This is a genomic window from Microbacterium sp. PAMC22086, assembly GCF_019443525.1.
In the GTDB taxonomy this organism is placed as follows: Bacteria; Actinomycetota; Actinomycetes; order Actinomycetales; family Microbacteriaceae; genus Microbacterium; species Microbacterium maritypicum.
Genome location: NZ_CP080380.1, coordinates 2,027,198 through 2,042,949, shown reverse-complemented (window position 1 = coordinate 2,042,949; position 15,752 = coordinate 2,027,198). Strand labels below are relative to the sequence as shown.

At 69.3% G+C, this 15,752-nt stretch carries 15 protein-coding genes; 5 read left to right on the top strand and 10 right to left on the bottom strand.

The window, feature by feature from the left end; all coding sequences use genetic code 11:
* Positions 1 to 4 precede the first annotated feature (4 nt).
* From KY497_RS10195 to KY497_RS10185, 3 genes are all read right to left on the bottom strand, one after another.
* Positions 5 to 1,237, bottom strand: coding sequence for an RNA polymerase sigma factor (locus tag KY497_RS10195; protein WP_219868979.1), 1,233 nt, complete (start codon positions 1,235 to 1,237; stop codon positions 5 to 7).
* On the bottom strand, positions 1,234 to 1,602 hold the full coding sequence (locus KY497_RS10190; RefSeq protein WP_055868837.1) for a YciI family protein: 369 nt from the start codon (positions 1,600 to 1,602) through the stop codon (positions 1,234 to 1,236). The genes KY497_RS10195 and KY497_RS10190 overlap by 4 nt, the downstream gene beginning before the upstream one ends.
* A 69-nt stretch (positions 1,603 to 1,671) precedes the next feature.
* Complete coding sequence (locus tag KY497_RS10185; protein WP_219868978.1) at positions 1,672 to 2,985, bottom strand: RIP metalloprotease; 1,314 nt, start codon at positions 2,983 to 2,985, stop codon at positions 1,672 to 1,674.
* Positions 2,986 to 3,049: 64 nt separating this feature from the next.
* Between KY497_RS10185 and KY497_RS10180 the strand changes: the two genes are divergently transcribed.
* From KY497_RS10180 to KY497_RS10170, 3 genes are all read left to right on the top strand, one after another.
* Positions 3,050 to 3,634 (top strand): hypothetical protein, encoded by a 585-nt coding sequence (locus KY497_RS10180; protein ID WP_141386391.1) that lies wholly within the window; start codon positions 3,050 to 3,052, stop codon positions 3,632 to 3,634.
* A gap of 104 nt (positions 3,635 to 3,738) precedes the next feature.
* The gene (locus KY497_RS10175) at positions 3,739 to 4,422 is read left to right on the top strand and encodes a YcnI family protein (RefSeq protein WP_219868977.1); all 684 of its coding nucleotides are present in this window, start codon (positions 3,739 to 3,741) and stop codon (positions 4,420 to 4,422) included.
* A gap of 93 nt (positions 4,423 to 4,515) precedes the next feature.
* A complete protein-coding gene (locus tag KY497_RS10170) occupies positions 4,516 to 6,138 on the top strand; it encodes a Mur ligase family protein (protein WP_055868844.1) in 1,623 nt (540 codons plus the stop codon).
* Positions 6,139 to 6,176: 38 nt separating this feature from the next.
* Here the strand turns inward: KY497_RS10170 and dxr are convergent, their stop codons facing one another.
* Together dxr and KY497_RS10160 are read right to left on the bottom strand one after the other, a co-directional pair.
* Positions 6,177 to 7,259: a 1-deoxy-D-xylulose-5-phosphate reductoisomerase gene (dxr, locus tag KY497_RS10165; RefSeq protein WP_218682722.1), complete on the bottom strand. Its 1,083-nt coding sequence runs from the start codon at positions 7,257 to 7,259 to the stop codon at positions 6,177 to 6,179.
* Positions 7,260 to 7,296: 37 nt separating this feature from the next.
* Complete coding sequence (locus tag KY497_RS10160; RefSeq protein ID WP_055868848.1) at positions 7,297 to 8,259, bottom strand: FKBP-type peptidyl-prolyl cis-trans isomerase; 963 nt, start codon at positions 8,257 to 8,259, stop codon at positions 7,297 to 7,299.
* Positions 8,260 to 8,382: 123 nt separating this feature from the next.
* Here KY497_RS10160 and KY497_RS10155 point away from each other — a divergent pair, with 123 nt between their 5' ends.
* Positions 8,383 to 9,180, top strand: a complete 798-nt coding sequence (locus KY497_RS10155) for a 1-acyl-sn-glycerol-3-phosphate acyltransferase (RefSeq protein ID WP_017830981.1) — start codon at positions 8,383 to 8,385, stop codon at positions 9,178 to 9,180.
* A 54-nt stretch (positions 9,181 to 9,234) separates the two neighbouring features.
* Here the strand turns inward: KY497_RS10155 and KY497_RS10150 are convergent, their stop codons facing one another.
* Complete coding sequence (locus KY497_RS10150) at positions 9,235 to 9,747, bottom strand: OsmC family protein (RefSeq protein WP_219868976.1); 513 nt, start codon at positions 9,745 to 9,747, stop codon at positions 9,235 to 9,237.
* Between the two features lie 67 nt (positions 9,748 to 9,814).
* Between KY497_RS10150 and KY497_RS10145 the strand changes: the two genes are divergently transcribed.
* On the top strand, positions 9,815 to 10,810 hold the full coding sequence (locus tag KY497_RS10145) for an asparaginase (protein WP_055868852.1): 996 nt from the start codon (positions 9,815 to 9,817) through the stop codon (positions 10,808 to 10,810).
* Positions 10,811 to 10,845: 35 nt separating this feature from the next.
* Here the strand turns inward: KY497_RS10145 and KY497_RS10140 are convergent, their stop codons facing one another.
* The 4 genes from KY497_RS10140 to KY497_RS10125 form a co-directional block, all read right to left on the bottom strand.
* A complete protein-coding gene (locus KY497_RS10140; RefSeq protein WP_219868975.1) occupies positions 10,846 to 13,599 on the bottom strand; it encodes an FtsK/SpoIIIE domain-containing protein in 2,754 nt (917 codons plus the stop codon).
* Between the two features lie 57 nt (positions 13,600 to 13,656).
* The gene (locus tag KY497_RS10135) at positions 13,657 to 14,454 is read right to left on the bottom strand and encodes a PP2C family serine/threonine-protein phosphatase (protein ID WP_218683359.1); all 798 of its coding nucleotides are present in this window, start codon (positions 14,452 to 14,454) and stop codon (positions 13,657 to 13,659) included.
* A gap of 84 nt (positions 14,455 to 14,538) precedes the next feature.
* Positions 14,539 to 14,697 (bottom strand): hypothetical protein, encoded by a 159-nt coding sequence (locus KY497_RS10130; protein ID WP_219868974.1) that lies wholly within the window; start codon positions 14,695 to 14,697, stop codon positions 14,539 to 14,541.
* Between the two features lie 89 nt (positions 14,698 to 14,786).
* Complete coding sequence (locus KY497_RS10125) at positions 14,787 to 15,626, bottom strand: DUF5684 domain-containing protein (protein ID WP_258185653.1); 840 nt, start codon at positions 15,624 to 15,626, stop codon at positions 14,787 to 14,789.
* Between the last annotated feature and the right edge of the window lie 126 nt (positions 15,627 to 15,752).

The window sequence follows — 15,752 nt, the reverse complement described above, 5'->3', positions numbered from 1 at the left end:
TCGGTCAGAGCTCGAGCGATACTCGGGAGCGGAGCAGGCGTCGCTCCGCGTCGTTCACCGCGAGCTCGTGGGCATCGCGGAGTGCCGCGAGAGCTTCCTCTTCCCGTCCAGTTCGCCGCAGCAGGTCACCGCGCACGGCATGCCAGAGGTGGAAGCGCACCAGATCATCATGAAGGACCTCCACCTCTGCGAGCGCGTGCTTCACGTCGCCGGTCTGCCCGACCGCGACGGCGCGATTGAGACGAACCACGGGCGACGCATCGTGGACGAGAAGCAGATCGTAGAGCGCGACGATCTGGGCCCAGTCCGTGTCGGCGAAGTGCTGCGCATCGGAATGGCACGCGGCGATGGCCGCATGCAACTGCCAACGACCTGACCGCCGCATCCCGGCAGCGCGCGAGAGCGCTCGATGGGCATCGCGTTGAAGCGCGGCGTCCCACCGCGTCCGGTCCTGGTCGGCGAGCAGCACCATCTCACCCTCGAGCGCTCGCGCGGGCTCCCTGCTGCGATGGAACTTCAGCAGCGCCACCAGCCCCCATGCTTCGGGTTCACCAGGGAGGGCGTGCGCCACGACCTCCGCCAGCCACAGTGCGTCTTCTGCGACGTCGCGATCCGCCCCGGAGTCCGCGCCCGGCAGGAGATGCGCCATGTTGTACATGACCGAGATCACGGTGAGGACCATGTCCAGGCGCGGTGCCCGCTCCCCGCCCTCCGGCACACGCAGCGGGATCCCTGCCGCGCCGATCCTGCGCTTGGCGCGCACGATGCGCTGTCCGACAGCGGTCGGAGTGCTCATCGTCGCCCTGGCGATCTGCTCGGTCGTGAGGCCGCACACCGCGCGCAGGGTGAGCGCGAGCTGTGCGGGCTCGGACAGCACCGGATGGCAGCATCCGAACAGCAGAGGCAGTCGCTCATCCATTTCGGTGTCGACCAGCGGCGCCCGGTCGGAGAGGATCGCGAGCTTCTGGCGGTAGCGCTTGTCGCGGCGCAGCCGATCGAGTGCGTTGTGACGCGCAGCCGTAGTGAGCCACGCGGCCGGATTCGGCGGGACTCCCCTCACGCGCCATCCGACCAGAGCTTCGGCGACAGCCTCGGCCACGGACTCCTCCGCGAGATCGAGGTTGCCGAGCGACGTGGTGAGGGCCGCGACGATCCGGGCGGATTCGGCTCGGACCACCCGCTCCAGGGCGCGATCGGACGCCGCGTCCCCCGATGACGCGGCATCCGAGGCGTTCACTGCTCGAACTGGCTGTAGTCCGTCACGATCGGACGGATCTCGACCGAGGTGCCCTCGAGCTCGAGCATCGGCCACGTCCGCGCCAGGGCGATCGCGGCGTCGAGGTCGGCCACATCGATGAGAGTGAAGCCGCCGACGGCCTCACGCGCCTCCGTGAAGGGACCGTCGACGACGACTGCGCCCGTGGCCCCGTGTCGCACGGTGGTCGCCGCATCGACCGGCTGCAGTTCTGCGCCGCTGTCCTCGATCGAGTCGGCATTGTCCTGGAACCACTGGTAGACACGCGCGTACACGTCTTGAGCGACCTCCGGCGAGACGGCGGCGTCGTGCTCGGGGGTGGATGTAAACATGATGACGTACTTCATGAGGTTCGTCCTTTCGTCTTGAGAACCGTTTCACCCCTTCAGCGAACGGGCAAGGACGAATTCGACACCTCAGCCGAGAAGATTCACCGGGTTGAACAGATCGGCGACGAGCAGCAGCGCTCCCATCGCGATCAGAAGCACCGCGACGACCACGGTCAGCGGCACGAGCTTCGTCGCATCGACGGGCGCCGGGGGCGGCCTGCGGTAGAGCTTGGCCCACGCGCGCTTGATGCCGTCCCACAGCGCGACGACGATGTGACCACCGTCGAGCGGGAGCAGCGGGATGAGGTTGAAGACGAACAGCGCGATGTTCAGCGAGCCCAGCAGACCGAGCAGGAAGGCGAACCTGTTGAGGATGGGCGCATCGGTCGCGGCGACCTCACCTGCAAGGCGTCCGACCCCGACGACGCTCAGCGGTCCATTCGGGTCGCGTTCTCCGCCGGTGACGAGGGAGACGCCGACGTCCCACAGACGCACAGGGAGCGTGACGATCATGGATGCGACCCGAGCGGTGCTGTCCGCGGCCATCTCGGGGCCGGCGGTGAGGGGCTGCTGAACGTAGCCCATCTGCGCCCCCATCCCGATATAGCCGACCTCCTTGACGACAGGCTTTCCCGCGTCGTCGAGGACCGGCTGGCCGCTGGCGTCGGTGATCGTGCGCTCTGCCGCGATCGGCGTGAGACGCAGCGACTTCTCCGCCCCATCACGTCGCACCACCATGTCGAGCGTCTCGCCCGGTGCCGCCTGCACGATCGTGGTGGCCTCGGCGAACGTCGACACCGGCTGTCCGTCGACGGACACGATGACATCTCCCGGCTTGATCCCGGCTTCCGCGGCGGGTGAGGCCGGGTCATCCGGTGTGCACTCGGTTGCCGTCGAGCCCGCGGGCACCACGCATTCGGTCACCGAGGCGATGGTGGTGGTTCCCTGCTCCAGGCCGATCCCCGACAGCAGCACGGTGAAGATCACCGTGGCGAGCACGAAGTTCATGGCGGGACCGCCGAGCATCACGACCACGCGCTTCCACACGGGCAGGCGGTAGAAGACGCGATCTTCCGCGCCCTCCGCGATGGTCTCGTCGTTCGCGCTACGCGCATCCTGGATCAATGAGCGGAAGACGCCGGAGGCCGGACCGGAGCTCTTCGACGCCGGGTACATGCCCGACATCGAGATGAAGCCCCCCAGCGGAAGCAGCTTGAACCCGTACTCCGTCTCGCCGATGCGCCGAGACCACAGCCGCGGGCCGAAGCCGATCATGTACTGACCGACGCGCACGCCGAAGAGCTTCGCGGGGACGAGATGCCCGACCTCATGCAGGCCGATCGACAGCCCGAGGCCGATCAGCATGAACAGGATGCCGGCCAGATAGAGCAGGAATTCCACGTGCCAACGTTAGTGCCCCCAGCTAGGAATCCGCCCGGCGCCGCGGCGCAGCTAGGCTGAGAGGGTGAATGCCCGGCAGCTGCGACTCGTGCGCGCTGCCGCCGTATCCTCGGTGGCGACGTTGCTCGCCGCACTGTCCCACACTCTGGGCGGCGGAGCGGCTCCGCATGCGCTGCTGATCCTCGCGATCGCGACTCTGGTCACACCGCTGTCCGCCGTGCTGGTCGGCGTCAGGCAGTCGCGCGGCCATGTAGCCCTGGCGGTCTTCCTCGCCCAGGGCGCCTTCCACGTCCTGTTCCAGCTGCTGGGCGCCCCGACGGGTACGACGCCGATCGCCGGCGGCGCACACTCCCACCATCTCGACGTGGCGCTTCTCGGGTCTACGGCACCCGCAGCGGCCCCCGGCGCACTGATGCTGTTCGCGCACGTCGTCGCGGCCGTGCTCACCACGATCCTGGTGTGGCATGCGGAAGCGGTCGTGCGGATCGTCGCCCGCTGGGTCGACGCACTCTTCCGACGCGCATCCGCGCTGGCGCCCGCGATGCATCGCCGACCGCCTCGACTGCGTTCGGTCACCGTCGTCTCCTTCGACGCCGCCGTCTCGGCCGCTGTGCCCAGACGCGGTCCTCCTGCGCTCGCCCGCGACTGATCCGTCGCACCGGAGTCCGCCGACCCCCGACGGGGCGGCATCACCCCTTTCGCGGAGACGCGCCGTCGTGGCGCGCCCGCACTTCGAGCACCAGGAGATCTCTCATGTCCCGCAACACCCGTACCCGTCGTCTCAGCCTCGCCGCCCTCGGCGTCCTCGGCGGAGCCACCCTCGCCCTCGCCGTCCCCGCCATGGCCAGCGCCCACGTGGGCGTCAGCCCCGACGAGCTCGCCGCAGGAGACCACGGCGTGCTCACCTTCTCGTTCTCCCACGGCTGCGAGAACTCCCCCACCACCGCTCTGCGCATCACGATGCCCGAGGGCCTCGCCTCGGTGGCACCGACCATGGACAGCAATTGGAACATCGAGGTCGAACGCGGTGATGACGGCCTCGTCAGCGCCGTGACGTACACTGCAGTCACGCCGGTGCCCACCGACCTTCGCGGCGCGGTGAGCATGGGAGTCGGCCTGGACGAGAACACGCCCGACACGCTGGCGTTCCCCGTCGTGCAGGAGTGCGTCGAGGGTTCGACCGAGTGGACGCAGCTCGCCGAGAACGGCGAGGACCCGCACAGCCTCGACGCACCCGCTCCGGTCGTCTCCGTCACCGCGGCCGCCGCCGGCGGGCACGGCGAGCACGCCGAGACCGAAGATGCCGACAAGGGCGACGAGGCCACCGCCAGGTCCGCGGTCTCCGACCCCCTGGGGGTGGCTCTCGGCGCCGGCGGTCTCGTCGCCGGCTTCGCCGCCCTCGTGGTCGCGATCCTCGCCTACCGACGCCGCGCCTGACGGCCTGCACGGCCCCTCGCGCTGCGCTCTCCGGAGCGCGAGGGGCCGTGCCGCGAGTGGTTCCCACCGCGGTCGTGAGATCATGGATCCGCCATGTCGATTGAACAACAACCGAGCTTGCCTCCCGTGCTCCGCCCCGCGAACCCGCCCCGGCGTGAGCTGTCCGAACTCGCTTCCCGTTTCGCCCGCACCGTTCGCGGTGACGTCGACGGGATCGCCCTCACCGGCATCACCCTCGCGACGGCGGATCTCCGCCCCGGCGAGGCGTTCGTCGCGATCCAGGGCGTCAATCGGCACGGTGCGGACTTCGCCGTCACCGCCGCCGAGAAGGGCGCCGTCGCCGTCATCACGGACGAGGCCGGCGCGGAGATCGCAGAAGCGGCGGGACTCCCGATCCTCGTGGTCGATGACCCTCGCGCTGTGCTCGGCGACCTCAGCGCGTGGGTCTACGGCACCGGAGCAGGCGACCCGCTCCCGTTGCTGTTCGCGACCACCGGAACCAACGGCAAGACCAGCGTCTCCCACCTGCTCGAAGGCATCCTGGATCAGATCGGCGTCGTCACCGGACTCTCCTCCACCGCCGAACGTCATATCGCCGGCGAGGTCATCGTCTCGAGGCTGACCACCCCCGAAGCCTCCGAGATGCACGCACTGCTGGCGCTCATGCGCGAACGCGCGGTCGAAGCCGTCGCCGTCGAGGTCAGCGCGCAGGCGCTCTCACGCCACCGCGTCGACGGCATCCGGTTCGACGTCGCCGGCTTCACCAACCTGAGCCACGACCACCTCGACGACTACGCCGACATGGACGAGTACTTCGAGGCGAAGCTGCCGCTGTTCCGCCCCGATCGTGCCGAGCGCGGCGTCATCTGCCTCGATTCCCCCTCGGGGGCGATCGTCGTCGACCGTGCCGAGATCCCTGTCGTCACGGTGGGCACTCCGTCCATCGCCGCAGACCCCGAGGCCGCGACCGCCGCGGACTGGGTCGTCGTCATCGACGAGGAGCGGGCAGCCGGCACCACGTTCACGATGACCGGCCCCGCCGGTTCCCTCACGACCACGGTCCCGGTGATCGGGCCGCACATGGCCGCGAACGCGGCCCTGGCGATCGTGATGCTGCTCGAAGGCGGCTACGCCTGGGATCGCATCGTCGAGGCGCTCACCCGCGACGGCGGTATCCGCGCCTATCTCCCCGGTCGCACCCAGCTGGTCTCCGGAGCGACCGGCCCCGCCGTGTTCGTCGATTTCGGTCACTCCCCCGACGCATTCGAGAAGACGCTCGCCGCCGTCCGCCGAGTGACCCCGGGCAAGGTGCTGATGCTGTTCGGTGCCGATGGCGACCGCGATGCGAGCAAACGCTTCGACATGGCGCGCACCGCTGTCGAAGGCAGCGACATCCTCGTGGTCACCGATCACCACCCGCGCTTCGAGGACCCCGCCTCCATCCGGGCGACTCTCATCGAAGGCGCCCGCAAGGCACGACCGGATGCCGAGATCCACGAGGCCTCGCCGCCCGAGAACGCGATCGTCACCGCGGTCGGACTCGTGGGCGACGGCGATGCGATCCTCTGGGCAGGCCCCGGGCATCAGGACTATCGGGACATCCGCGGGGTCCGCACGCCCTACTCGGCGCGCGAGCTCGCCCGCCGGGCGCTGCGCGCCGCCGGCTGGCCCGTCCCCGACTCGCGCTGGCCGGTGCCCTACCCCGACGAGGACTGATCCGAACGCCAGGGCGGTGAAGCGCCCTGGCGGACTCCTCAGACGGCCGCGATCATGCGGTCGGCGGTCGCACGCGCCCAGGATTCGGCCGCGGCAAGAGTTTCGACCGTGAGCGCGTCCGGCGCATCATGCGCGTCGATGACACGGGCGATCGTGTCGACGATGCCGAGGAACGAGAGCTGTCCCTCATGGAACGCGTCGACGGCCTGCTCGTTGGCCGCGTTGTAGACGGCGGGAAACGTACCGCCCGCGCGTCCGACGGCTTTCGCCAGCGCCACGGACGGGAAGGCCTCTGCATCGAGCGGCTCGAAGGTCCAGGAGGTGGCGGACGACCAGTCCAGCGGTCGTCCGACACCGCCGACACGGTGCGGCCAGTCCAGACCGAGAGAGATCGGCAGGCGCATGTCGGGCGGCGAGGCCTGAGCGATCGTGGAGCCGTCGATGAACTCGACCATCGAGTGCACGATCGACTGCGGATGCACGACGACGTCGATGTCGTCATACGCGATGTCGAAGAGCAGGTGCGCCTCGATCACCTCGAGTCCCTTGTTCACCAGGGTCGCGGAGTTCGTCGTGACCATGCGCCCCATGTCCCACGTGGGGTGCGCGAGCGCCTCCGCCGGGGTGACCTGGGTCAGCTCCGTGCGGCTGCGTCCGCGGAACGGACCGCCGGATGCCGTCACCACGAGCCGCCGCACCTCTGCGTGAGTGCCGGCGAGCAGCGCCTGCGCGAGCGCGGAGTGCTCGGAGTCCACAGGGACGATCTGACCGGGAGCTGCCGCGGCGAGCACGAGGTCGCCGCCCACGATGAGGGACTCCTTGTTCGCGAGGGCGAGTGTGCGGCCCGCCTTCAGCGCCGCGAGGGTCGAGCCGAGCCCGATCGAGCCGGTGATGGCGTTGAGCACCACGTCGGCTTCGACATCGCGGACGAGCTGCTCGGCCTCGACGGCTCCGAGAGCGGTGGACTCGACCTGGAACTGCGCGGCCTGTGCCTCCAGCATCTCGGCGTTCGAACCGGCGGCGAGACCGACCAGCTCGAATCGACGAGGGTTGGCCCGGATCACATCCAGTGCCTGGGTGCCGATGGAGCCGGTGGAGCCGAGGACGATGACGCGACGCATAACGCCAGCCTAGGTCACGCCCACGGCTTCCCCGCGGTTACTGCTGCTGCTGGACCGGGGTCGTGGCGAGGATGTCGACGACGAACACGAGGCTCTCCTTCTGGAGCTCATGTCCCTCGCTCGCGCCGTAACCGTCGGACGGCGGCATCACGACGATGACCTGAGAGCCGACCTGCTGGCCCTCGAGAGCCTTCTGGAAGCCTGCGACGACCCCGGTGGTCTGGAACTGCGCCGGGGCGGCGTCACGGCTCCAGCTGGAGTCGAACTCCGTGCCGTCGGACCACTTGACGCCGAGGTACTGCACGACGACGAGATCGCCCGAGGCGACCGTCGCGCCGTCGCCCTGCTTGAGGACGGCGACCTTGGTCTCGGTCGGCGCCTCGCCGTCCGGGATCGTCACGGTCGGGGCGCCCTTGTCGTCGAGCTTGACGGTCGGCATGCCCGGGGTCGGGTCGACCGGCGTTCCCGTCGCTACCTCCGGGAGCTGCTCGACCGCTTCGGCGTAGACGACCTTGGCTGTGCCGCCGTCGCCGAAGACCTTGCCGGGAAGCGCCAGGACCACCTGGGTGCCGAGGGGCTGGCACTCGAGTGCTGCGATGAACAGTGAAGCGTTGTTCTGGTCGAGGAGGACGGAGGCTTCCCCTCCGTCGCTGCGAGCCGAGGAGTCGACGATCTCACCCGTCGCGGCTTCGATGATCTGGAACTTCACGCCCACGAGGTCGTTCGCGACGACCTCGTCGCCGTCGCCCTTGGAGATGATCGTGCGCTCCACGTCGGCGAACGGCGCGTCCGCGGGGACGGTGACCTTCGCGTCGAGGCCTTCGCCGTCGACGACGACCGCGTCGGACGTCGCACCGGGCTGCGCGTTCAGCAGACATCCGCTGGACGCGGTCGGCGAAGGCGTGCCGGAGCTCTCCGGCGCAGCGCCACCGGCACAGCCCGCCAGCAGAAGGGTCGCCGCGGCGACGGTGGACAGAACGATGAGCGGACGCTTGCGCACAGTGAGACCTCGGGATCGCGGGCAGGAAACTCCATCCTGCCTCATACCCCTTTGCTCGCGCTGGGAGGCGCGGCGCAAGTCTTCATTCCCACGCTGGCATGGATCCGGGAGTAATCTGCTCTGATGACCTCTGAGCAGTCCGTCGAGCCCGAATCCTCGTCACCGGAGGAAGCCTCGTCAGAGGAGACGACGAAGCCGCGTCACGCCGGGTTCGCCTACACGCTCGGCCGCAGCCTCATCACCCCTCTCGCTCGACTGGTGTACCGGCCCCGGATCGAAGGGCGCGAGAACGTCCCCCTGAGCGGTCCCGTCATCTTCGCGAGCAATCACCTGTCCTTCATCGACTCGATCGCGATCCCGGTCGCCGCACCCCGTCCGGTGCACTTCCTGGCGAAGTCGACGTACTTCGAGGGCACCGGCTTCAAGGGCTGGATGAGCAAGACGTTCTTCGAGTCGATCGGCGCGATTCCGGTGCGCCGCGGCGCCGGACAGGCCGCCCTGGATGCCCTCGACCTGCAACGCCAGCTCCTCGACGAGGGACTCGCCGTAGCGCTGTACCCGGAGGGCACCCGCTCCACCGACGGCCGGCTGTACAAGGGCCGCACGGGCGTCGCGTTCCTCGCGCTCCAGACCGGCGCACCCGTGGTCCCGGTCGGTCTGATCGGCACCGACAAGGTGATGCCGGTGGGGGCGAAGATGCCCACGCTCAAAGAGCGCATCACGGTGCGCTTCGGCGAACCGCTCGACCTTTCCCCGCACGGTCCGGCGACCAGCGGACGGGCGCGTCGACTCGCCACGGATCAGATCATGGCCGCGATCCACGGGCTCTCCGGCCAGGAGCTCGCGGGCGCGTACAACGAGGCACCTGCGCAGGGCACGATCGAGAAAATTAAGCAGGCTCTACCGCACGAACGTCGCTGACGCGGCGAGAGCGCGTGGTCAGGTGCGAGCGCGTGGTCGGGCGAGAGCGCGTGGTCAGGCGAGAGCGCGCGGTCGGGCGAGAGCGCTGACCGTCGCCTGGTGACGCACCGGGAAGTTCATCGAATTCGCGATGAAACACCACTCGTTCGCCTGAGCGTGCGCGCGCTCGGCGGCCTCGATCATCGAAGCCTCGGCGACGACGACCTCTGGGCGCAGCAGCGCCTCCACGAACGCGCCGCCGCCTGCGCCGTCTTCGCGCATCACTCCGCTCGCGCGGTCACGGTAGGACACCACGACGACGCCGGCAGTGACACACGCATGCAGGTACGACAGCAGGTGACACTCGGAGAGGGATGCCAGCAGAAGGTCTTCCGGATTCCATCTGGAGGGGTCACCGCGAAAGGGCTTGTCCGCTGAGGCGAGCAGATCGGGCTTTCCGCCGACCTCGATCGTCACGTCTCGGCGGTAGTCACGGTAGCCGGTGGTTCCGGTGCCGGTATTGCCGGTCCACGTCGCGGTGAGCGCATAGTGGTGTTCGCCGAGAGTGCGCGAGGTCGTCTCTGCCATGGGATCAGTCTGTCAGGCTCCTCCGACACGACGCGAGACGCCGCACACCCCGGGCTAGAGTTGACGGGTGCTGGAGACTCTCACCGTTCAGGATTCCGTGGAACTCGCCGTCGTCGAGAGGAGCGGATTCGTCGAATCCCGCCACGCCGGTGCGGCCGTCGTGCTCTCGCCCGACGGCGACGTCGTCGCCCGTCACGGCAATGCCGATGCGCTGATCCTGCCGCGCTCCAGCCTCAAGCCCCTGCAGGCCATCGCCTGCATCACTGCAGGCGCGGTGCTCGAGGGCGAGCAGCTGGCGATCTCGACGGCGAGCCACATCGGCACCGACCGTCACGCCTCGGTGGTACGCGACATCCTCACCGAGGGTGGTCTCACGGAGGACGCCCTGGGCTGTCCCGCCGCCTGGCCGAGTGACTCGGCGACACGCGATGAGCTCGTTCGTGAACACGGTGTGCCGACGCGGGTGCGCATGAACTGCTCCGGCAAGCATGCTGCGATGCTGCGCGCCTGTGTGGCGACGGGCTGGCCGACCGCAGGCTACCTCGATCCCGCTCATCCTCTGCAGCAGCACATCCGCGACGTCATCGAGCGCCTCACGGGCGAGAAGATCGCGCACACCGCGATCGACGGGTGCGGTGCGCCGGTCCACGCCATGACGCTGACCGGTCTGGCGCGCGCGATCCACCGCATCGGCACCGCTTCGGATCGTTCCCCCTTCGCCCTTCACCGCGTCGCTGGCTCCCTCGTCCGCGCGGTGCGCGAGAACCCCTGGACGATCGAGGGCCCCGGCCGCCCCGACACCATCGCGACGGAGACGCTCGGCGTGTTCACCAAGTACGGCGCCGAGGGCGTCATGGTGATGGTCGCCCCCAATGGAACGACCGTGGCGCTGAAGATGCTCGACGGGGCCACTCGCGCTTCGACGATCGTGGCCGCCACGCTTCTCGCCCGCGCGGGAGGGCTGAGCGACGCCGACGTCGCGGCTCTCAGCGGCGCGCTTCCGCTCGCCGTGCTCGGCGGCGGGGCGGACGTCGGTGCCATCCGTCCCGGTGCCGGGATCTGACACCGCGTCTTCCTCTCGGCCGCGCGCGAGGATGCTCATGCCGGCGACAGCTCGGTGAGGTGGACGCGTCTCGGCGCACGCGCGCCGATCACCGACCACGCCCGGCCTGCATGCGGGCGCGCGTAGGGCGGAAGCTCGCGGGCGCCGACCAGCTGGCGGAGGTCGGCCGGGTGTTCACAGCGGATGAGCACCTCACCGACTGATCTGACGCGTTGCCACACGGGCCAGTTGCGCTGCCATGTCTCCGCATCGGCGACCACGATGCATCGCGGTCCCACACCTTTGGGCTCGGTGCCGACGGCCACCACCTCGCACGCAGGATACGCGTCGCGCATCCGGGCGATCACCTCCTCAGCTCCGGGGCTGACGACGCCCGTGATCGCAGAGGTCGGAGCCCACGCCGCCATCGACGGTGCCGCGGTCCGGTCGACTTCGCTTTCATCGACCCAGGCCAGCTGCACTTCGTGGTCGCCCATCCTGGCTCGCCCAGGAGCGCGGTCGCGCACGAATCCCGACGACTCTCCCCCGGCCGCCAGATGCTCCATCCGGTTCGGCATGCGCAACAGCACTCGACGCGGCAGCAGATCGAGCACCCGCCCCAGCGCTCCGCTCGCTCTGGTCACGGTCAGGACGAAGGTCGTCCCCCGCGCTGCACGAAGAACCTGCTCCCAGCGGTGGACGAACTGCTGGCCGTACTCCGGTGGCAGAGCGGCGGTAAGCGCGTCCAGGTCGTCGCCCAGCACGACCGCAGGAGGACGCTCCCTCCCGTCCGCCCATGCGGCGAGCAGATCCCAGGCGTCTTCAGGGTCGCTCGGCAGCCAGACGGCGTCGTGGCGCTGCGCCGCGACCGCCCTCAGCGCCGCGGTGCGGCCGGAGCCGGGCGCACCGAGAAGCGCGAGTCCTCGCTCGCCTGCGCACCGCAGCAGCACCGCTGGCTGCGACTGGCGGCCGGGGTCGTCGGCGCGACCGAGGACGACCGTATCGGGCGACGGCCCGGCTTCGTCGATGACCTCCGAGAGTGGGAGAACGGCAGGAAGAGCGGGGAGCCACGGGCTGGGCGGCACATCTGCTTCCGCCCACCGCATCCCGACGTCCCTCAGATCGGCGGCTGCGGTCAAGGCGACGCGGATCGCGACGGGCTCGTCGTCCGCAGGCCGCCGCACCAGCCCGTGCCCGCGCGCGCTCGCGTCGCCCGCCAGCATCGCGGCCGCGTCCGTGCCGATCATGAGTCGGCTGTCTGCGACGTCTCCGACCCGCAGACTGATGCGAAGGGGGCAGTTCGCGGCCAGTGCGTCTCTGATGACCCCGGACGCACGCTGCGTGCCGATGATGAGATGCATGCCGAGCGCGCGGCCGCGGGCTGCGATGTCGGTGAACACCGCGCCCAGGTCGGGGTGTTCTGACAGCAGGGCCGCGAACTCGTCGACCACGATGACCAGCCGCGGCATCGAGACATCACGCACATCACGAACTCCCGCAGCGGCCAGCACCGCCTCTCGCCGCCGCAGCTCCGCCGTGAGGCTGGAGACGCCGCGCCTGGCGCCCTCCTCGTCGAGGTCGGTGATGACGGCGACCACCTGCCGCAGCGCGCGCAACGGCTCGAATGCGGTGCCGCCCTTGAAGTCGGCGAGCACGAAGGTCACGCGATCCGGTCCGTTCACCGATGCGATGGCTGTGACCCAGCTGACGAGCAGCTCGCTCTTGCCCGTCCCCGTCATACCGGTCACGATCGCGTGCGGCCCGTCGCCGACGATGTCGACCGTGATGCTCCCCCTCTCACCGCGACCGATCGTCGCGGCCAATCCGTCTGCGTCCTGAGGCTGTGCGAGCTCGGAGAGCGACGCCGCGTCGGGGAGCACATCGACCTCGTCGCCCCGATGCGCGAGCTCTGCACCCACGGCGCCTGCCTGCGCGAACGACAAGCACTCGACAGCGATGGCGATCAAGCCGTTCGGGGTGCGCAACGTCCCCCGTCGCGGTTCGATGATGTCGATGACCGTCGTGATGCCCTCTGGCACGTCCTCTTCGACCGAGGCCAGCCAGATCATCGCATCCGCCTGCGGCCGTCCCTCAGCGGTGGAGCCGACCCCCACCCGGAAGCCGCCTCGATGCCCACGTCGCGTATGCGGGAGACTCTCGAACCCGTAGGCGGAGAGGGCGGCACCGCCCGGATCTGCGCCGACCAGGGACAGTTGTGCGGCGCTGAAGCGCAGACACAGCTGCACGATCAGGGCCCTCGCCGCCGCCTGGGTCAGCGGTCGTGGGCCTCGGAGACAGATGCCTCCACCGATCGGCACTGCGATCGGCGCATCCTCGACCACACCGCATCGTTCGCGGAACTCCCGCCCACGGGCATCATCTCCGCCGCTGCAGCGCACCTCACTGGTCGCCCCGCCTGCGCCGACGACGACGGGCGTGATCGCGTCGAGCGGTTGAGCGCCGCGAAGGGGCGGCTGCGCGATGCAGTTCGCCGCGTCGGGGCGCCGCTGCCAGAGCATCTCGCGCTCGTCACTGTGCCGGCGGAGCAGCTCTGCCTCGGCTTCGGCCCACCCCGCTTCGTTCTGCTTCTCACCCTGTCGACGCTCGCGACGCCGGGTGCGTGCGGAGTCCACGAGCGAGGCCCCGATCATCAGGGGCCCCAACGCCGCGAAGCAGAGCGCGAGGAGCGAGCCGGTGACCGTCCACAGCACCACGCCCGCCGCGATCGGCACGAGCGCCGCCAAGAACGGCAGCGGGGCGCGACGCGAGGCGGCCGGAGCCGTCGGAAGTACGATCGGAAGGGAGTCCATCCCCCCAGTGGATCGCATCGCGATCCTGGGATGAGCGCTGTCCACAGCGCGGGACGGTTACTCCGCGGTGTTCTCGATTGGGGAGGACGAGTCGTCTTCTGCGGTCACCTGGACGATGATGAGCGTGACGTTGTCCCGTCCGCCGTTCTCCAGAGCCGCTGCGAGCATCGCATCGGCGGCCGCACCCGGGTCGTCGTGTTCCCGGAGGAAGTGCTGGATGCCGTAGTCGGTGAGCTCTTTGGTGAGACCGTCGGAGCAGATGACGAAGCGGTCACCTGCGCGCACATCGATGGAGACGTAATCGGGGGCCGTGAGCTCACTCGCTCCCACCGCGCGGGTGATCACGTTGCTGTACGGATGCCCTTCGGCCTCTTCCGGGCTGAGCTTCCCCGCCGCGATGAGTTCCTGCACGACCGAGTGGTCTGTCGTGATCTGCACGAGTCGATCGTCACGGAGCAGATACACCCGCGAATCGCCGATGTTCAGTGCGATCCAGTGCGATTCGTCACCGTCGGAGTCGAAGTAGACCCCTGTGAGCGTCGTCCCGGTGCCTTCGTCGGTCGTCTCGGGGTGGTCGGCGATATCACCGACAGCCAGCTCGAGCGCATTCTCGATCGACGGCCCATCGACCTTGCCTGAGGAGACCACAGCCTGCAAGCGGGCGACCGTGCTCTGGCTGGCGATCTCGCCACCGGCGTGACCACCCATCCCGTCGGCGACGATGAACAGCGGGTAGTCGGCCAGGAAAGCGTCCTGGTTCGTCTCGCGGCGTCGGCCTTGATCGGTGATCCCGGACCACGACAGCAGCAGCGGGCGCTGCGCAACCGTGATTCGGTGCGTCTTCGTCTCAGCCACGTGCTGCCTCCGATAGGCCTGCGGCGGATCGGACGGTCGCAGGATACTCACAACACATCGTAGTAGAAGTCACGCGCACCTCGATCACACCTGGGCTCCAGCATCCACCGGCAACGGGAAGAACTCGTCGATGACGACCAGGTCCTCCGTCGCCGCGCAGGCACGTCCGAAGTCGTCGCAGCCGGGGCCTGTGGAGGACACGGGGAGACCAGAAGCACCCACGCGGCGCTGCGACAAGACCATGTCATCCACGTTAGCGGCCGCTGAGGATCGTCCACCACCCGAGACAGCACAGGGCCCTCGACCGGAATCGAGGGCCCTGTGTCAGACGATCACGCCGGAGGCTGCGTGGGGTCGGCCGGCGGAGCTGCGGGCGGCGCCGGCGGAGCTGCGGGCGGCGCGGTCGGCGGCGCAGGCGGGGTTGCCGGCGGCGCCGCGGGAGGAGCCGGCGGCGTGGTCGGCGGAACCGGGGGAACCGGTGCGCCGGTCGCCGGAGCTGCGGGACCTGCAGGCGGTGCGTAGCCGGGCTGAGCGGGCGGCGCGTAACCGGGCTGGGCCGGCGGCGCGTAACCCTGCGCGGGGGGTGCGTAGCCCTGGGGCGCGCCGTAGCCGGCCTGCGGAGCCGCAGCCGATGCCTGAGCCGGGATCCCGTCCCACACCGTGCGGTCGCCGAGCAGGCTGTTCGCTGCCCAGGGAGCGGGCTGGATGCCCGCGTTCCAACGCGACTTGTCGAACGCGTTGATACCGAGCCACACCGGCGGCAGGAAGAAGTACAGAACGACCCAGACGGCGTCCTTCTGCAGCTTCAGGCCGACCCGCCACGCGGCGATCAGGTCGATCACGCGACCGGCGATACCGATGAGCGGGAGGATCAGGAACCATCCCAGGAACGGGATGATCGAGCCGATGATACCGCCACCGATCAGGTACAGAACGAGCCAGGGATTCAGGTCACCGAGCTTGTAGAAGATCATGGTGCTGTAGACGGGCACCCAGGCGCGCCACTTGCCCTGCACTCCCGCCTTCTCGAAGATCTTCATGTAGAACCACGAGTAGAGCGCGTAGATGGCGAGTGGCAGGATCGTGTAGACCAGGATCAACGCGACCAGCGCGCCGCCTGACAGGCCGTCATAGCCGTAGTAGTCGTTCATGGTTCCCTCCAGAAAATTCATGATGCGGCATCATGCGCTGAACACACTAGCGTGTCGCGGGGTTTCCCCGCAGGTCTCTTTCGCCGTCTGGCATGTTCGGGTCGCCGCCGTTCGCGGACGAAGCGTCCCTCCTCGCACGGAAGACGA

Excerpts from the sequence above, each read along its gene's own strand:
- KY497_RS10190 (WP_055868837.1), bottom strand. The coding sequence starts at position 1,602 with ATGAAGTACGTCATCATGTTTACATCCACCCCCGAGCACGACGCCGCC.
- KY497_RS10175 (WP_219868977.1), top strand. The coding sequence starts at position 3,739 with ATGTCCCGCAACACCCGTACCCGTCGTCTCAGCCTCGCCGCCCTCGGC.
- KY497_RS10170 (WP_055868844.1), top strand. The coding sequence starts at position 4,516 with ATGTCGATTGAACAACAACCGAGCTTGCCTCCCGTGCTCCGCCCCGCG.
- dxr (WP_218682722.1), bottom strand. The coding sequence starts at position 7,259 with ATGCGTCGCGTCATCGTCCTCGGCTCCACCGGCTCCATCGGCACCCAG.
- KY497_RS10155 (WP_017830981.1), top strand. The coding sequence starts at position 8,383 with ATGACCTCTGAGCAGTCCGTCGAGCCCGAATCCTCGTCACCGGAGGAA.
- KY497_RS10150 (WP_219868976.1), bottom strand. The coding sequence starts at position 9,747 with ATGGCAGAGACGACCTCGCGCACTCTCGGCGAACACCACTATGCGCTC.
- KY497_RS10140 (WP_219868975.1), bottom strand. The coding sequence starts at position 13,599 with ATGGACTCCCTTCCGATCGTACTTCCGACGGCTCCGGCCGCCTCGCGT.
- KY497_RS10130 (WP_219868974.1), bottom strand. The coding sequence starts at position 14,697 with ATGGTCTTGTCGCAGCGCCGCGTGGGTGCTTCTGGTCTCCCCGTGTCC.
- KY497_RS10125 (WP_258185653.1), bottom strand. The coding sequence starts at position 15,626 with ATGAATTTTCTGGAGGGAACCATGAACGACTACTACGGCTATGACGGC.